Genomic DNA, 3,573 nt, shown 5'->3' on the forward strand with positions numbered 1-3,573 from the left:
ACGCTCCAATGCCGTCAGTTCAATCGCAACCGCTACACGTCCCATTCGATTACCCCTGCCATCAGGATAATCATATAAACTTCTCGATCAGGACACTAGGCTCAGAACCTATTAATTTATTGAACTGAGCGAGACGTTGTGATTCACAGGCTTATCGATGGAGGTGAGGCTGTAAGTGAGGTATTTTTGCTATCTGAGAGCCAGATGGAGCGGATTGAGCCACTTTTCCCTCTGGCACACGGAGTACCACGCGTGGATGACCGGCGTGTTCTGAGCGGGATCGTTTATGTGATCCGCAACGGCCTTCAATGGAAAGACACCCCGAAAGCGTATGATCCGCACAAGACTTTGTATGATCGCTTCATCCGGTGGAGACGCCTGGGTGTCTTTGACCGGATCTTCGTCGCCCTGACAGAGCAGGCTGGCCGTTCGAAGCGGCTGATGATCGATGCGACACATCTCAAGGCGCACCGGACATCGGCGTCCCTGCTCAAAAAAGGGCTTTTCCCCGCCATATCGGGCGGACAGAAGGTGGTCTGAACTCAAAACTCCATACCGTGTGCGATGGTCAGGGTCGGCCTGTTCGCCTGCATCTGACAGCAGGTCAGGTCAGTGACTTCAAGGGCGCAGACGTGCTGCTGGCAGATCTCCCCGACGGGACACAAGAAGTCATCGGGGACAGAGGCCATGACAGCAGCCGGATCAGGTTATCGCTTGCAGAACGCAATATCACTGCCTGTATTCCCCGAAAAAGAACCGGAAATCAAAGCCGCCTTACAACTGGCATCTGTATAAAAAGCGTCATCTGATCGAAAACCTGTTCGCAAAGCTGAAAGACTGGCGACGTGTGGCGACCAGATACGACCGCTGTGCTCATACATTCATGTCTGCAATCCACATCGCAGCAAGCTTCATCTTCTATCTTAAAGAATGAGTCCTGAGCTTAGGCAGCAAGGCCACGCATCGGCATCCGGTCTGCATTGGCGGAGCCGATCAGGATGATGCGGCCGCCGTCGGGCATGGTCCGTGCGGCGGCAACCGCCGCGTGATAAGGCGCGAGCCGGTCGATGGCATCCGGCGGCATGTCCAGCGGGTTACCCGCGCCAAGAATTCCGGAATTGACGACCAGCACATCCAAGGGGCCGAGCGAGGCGATCAGCGCGATGAGGGCGTCCCTGTCACCGCTGTCGGCGCGCAGGGCCCTGATTCCGGTCTCGGCCGCCAATGCCTGGGCGTCGTCAGGGGAAGAAAAAATACGTGAAAATGACTTTCACGCCATCCGTTGCGAAGCGACACACGATGGCGGCCCCAATCCCGTGACTGCCGCCCAGCACAAGAACGGATTGTCCATGAAAGCTGGTCATGACCGCGTTTTCCTCAATGCCAGAATTTCTGCCAGTCTGTCAAATGCTGGCTGGTAGATGTGTGTCGGCATGCGGGTCTGCATGCTGGCTGCGTGTTCGGCTGATGCTTCAAACTGACCGTGCCATCGGATAAACGTGCGATCGCCATCCGTTATGGGCAGAAGCGTGATGGTCAAGCGGTAGTTCCGGATCGGGAGAGCCGATTCAATGATCGAGAATGTCACTGCATGCTCCACGTCGGACAGCGCCAGAAGCTGTTCACGGATCACACCGACATCGCCCATTTCAACACGTCGGATTGCGCCGACACGGTCGCCGGGATCATCGCCTTCGATCACGCAGCTTTTCACGCCCGGCAGCCAGCGACCAAGGGTGCCGAAATCACGGATCAGCCCCCAGACGGACGAAACGGGTGCATTGATGACACTGCTGGCCATAACGTTGATCATACGGACTCCCCCTGCCCTTTTCTGTGTGGGATCAAAGTGACTGGCCGCCCGTCACCTCGATGCGCTGGCCATTCACCCAGTGCATGTCGTCAGACAGGAGGGCACGGACTGCAGCCCCGATGTCGTCGGGCTGGCCGACACGCCCCAGCGGCGTGATCTCTGCGAGGCTTCTGTTGACCGTGGCATCATCACGGACCAGACCGCCGCCAAAGTCTGATGCCACCGCGCCGGGGGCGACCGCATTGACGGTAATGCCCCGCGCGCCCAGTTCCTTTGCCATATAGAGCGAGATGACTTCGGTTGCAGCTTTCATGGCTGCGTAGGGCCCATGATCCGGCAGGTAGAAGCGCGTCGCGGCAGAGGTGATGTTGAGAATGCGGCCACCATCACGGATCAGTGGAAGAAGGGCTACCGTCAGCAGATAAGGGCCCTTGAAGTGAATGTTATACTGATTGTCGAGCTGTTCGGATGTCGCGGCATCGAAGCGTGTATGAATGATGTTGCCAGCGTTCTGGATAACGTAATTCAGTGTCTGCTGCTCGAACTCGTTTGCGAGAAGGGTTTTGACCTGCTCTGCAAAATCCCCGAATGACGCGTGGTTCGCGATGTCCAGTGACAGCATGCGCAGCTTCGCGTTCTCATGGCTGAGGGCGGTTTCAGCAGCCTTCGCCTCGTCTTCATTGGTGTGATAAGTGCCGATCACGCTGATGCCGGCGGCCGTCAGATGCCTGGCGATGCTGTAGCCGATGCCGCGATTGGCACCCGTGACGAGGGCGATTTTTGATGGGCTCATGATCGGATTCCCTGAAAAGGCATGGCGTCGGGTTCCGAAGACACCATTTCCATATCGACTGATCCATAATAGGGACATGAAGCAGGGTCAAGGATTTGTGGACCGACCGATATGGAATTTTCGTGCCGGGTCCCGATCGTCTCGCCGCTGTCAGTCCGTCGGCTTTTTCTTGGGCCGCTTTGCTGTTCCCCGTTTCACCGCGTTAATATCCCACAATGTCAGCAGCGACGTGACGGCCGCATCCAGAGTGTCCGGACGCATCCCGTCCCGGGCTTCGCATGTCATGCCGTGGAAAAAAGGCGTGAGAATTTCGGGCAGCACATCTGTCGCCGGGGATGCGTTCAATTCACCATTGGCAATAGCGCGTTCTACGCAGGCCCTGATGCCGGTGCGCGTGCGCTGTCGTTCCGCCGCAAGAAGCGCCTGGACAGGTTCGTTTTCAGGTGAACAGTTGCTGGCACCGCACACGACCAGACACCCGGCTGGATGTGTGCGGGCGGACTGCATGCGCGCCGAACTGCGCAACGTCCGTTCGATGGCCTCGCGCGGGGGCAGGCTTTCATCCCGTAACGGCGCCATCACCTGCCCGTATGTGGCCAGATAACGCTGCACGACTTCGCGGAACAGGGCTTCCTTCGAGCCAAACGCGGCATAGAAGCTCGCGGGCGAAATGTTGCCCATGCAGGCCTTGAGCTGCGTCAGGGAAGTCGGCTCATACCCCTGCGCCCAGAAAAGCGCCGTGGCGGCATCAATCGCCCTGTCGCGGTCAAACTCACGGGGCCGCCCGGTCCGCGCCATGTCATCGTTCCTTCCGAAAGACTTCCATATTAAGTGATCCATAAGTGATTGCCAAGGTCGCTGCTGCCTTATACCAACGGTTATAGGTACTGATTCGTGTGGGCCCATTTTCTGAGTCTGATGGATCGGATGGTTTCCGGCAGGGCCGTAAGACTGTTCCAGGCTGAGC

General features: G+C 57.7%; 3 protein-coding genes and 2 pseudogenes. 1 reads left to right on the forward strand and 4 read right to left on the reverse strand.

Features of this window, described 5'->3' with window-relative positions; all coding sequences use genetic code 11:
- Positions 1–204 precede the first annotated feature (204 nt).
- A pseudogene (locus CFR80_RS17300) lies at positions 205–934 on the forward strand (IS5 family transposase).
- Between the two features lie 12 nt (positions 935–946).
- Here the strand turns inward: CFR80_RS17300 and CFR80_RS17305 are convergent.
- From CFR80_RS17305 to CFR80_RS17320, 4 genes and pseudogenes are all read right to left on the reverse strand, one after another.
- Positions 947–1,364 (reverse strand): annotated as a pseudogene (locus CFR80_RS17305) (SDR family NAD(P)-dependent oxidoreductase); the annotation flags it as partial.
- The gene (locus tag CFR80_RS17310; RefSeq protein WP_110507792.1) at positions 1,361–1,813 is read right to left on the reverse strand and encodes an SRPBCC family protein; all 453 of its coding nucleotides are present in this window, start codon (positions 1,811–1,813) and stop codon (positions 1,361–1,363) included. The gene CFR80_RS17310 and the pseudogene CFR80_RS17305, both read right to left, overlap by 4 nt.
- A gap of 31 nt (positions 1,814–1,844) precedes the next feature.
- A complete protein-coding gene (locus tag CFR80_RS17315; RefSeq protein ID WP_025440106.1) occupies positions 1,845–2,606 on the reverse strand; it encodes an SDR family NAD(P)-dependent oxidoreductase in 762 nt (253 codons plus the stop codon).
- A 150-nt stretch (positions 2,607–2,756) separates the two neighbouring features.
- Positions 2,757–3,404 carry a TetR/AcrR family transcriptional regulator gene (locus tag CFR80_RS17320; protein ID WP_110507793.1) on the reverse strand — a complete coding sequence of 216 codons (648 nt, stop codon included), beginning with the start codon at positions 3,402–3,404 and terminating at the stop codon, positions 2,757–2,759.
- Positions 3,405–3,573: the final 169 nt, after the last annotated feature.

Origin of the sequence: Komagataeibacter oboediens (assembly GCF_003207815.1) — a bacterium.
Classification (GTDB): domain Bacteria; phylum Pseudomonadota; class Alphaproteobacteria; order Acetobacterales; family Acetobacteraceae; genus Komagataeibacter; species Komagataeibacter oboediens.

What these genes read in the sequence shown, in the direction of transcription:
- CFR80_RS17310 (WP_110507792.1), bottom strand. Translation starts at nt 1,813, where the DNA reads ATGATCAACGTTATGGCCAGCAGTGTCATCAATGCACCCGTTTCGTCC.
- CFR80_RS17315 (WP_025440106.1), bottom strand. Translation starts at nt 2,606, where the DNA reads ATGAGCCCATCAAAAATCGCCCTCGTCACGGGTGCCAATCGCGGCATC.
- CFR80_RS17320 (WP_110507793.1), bottom strand. Translation starts at nt 3,404, where the DNA reads ATGGCGCGGACCGGGCGGCCCCGTGAGTTTGACCGCGACAGGGCGATT.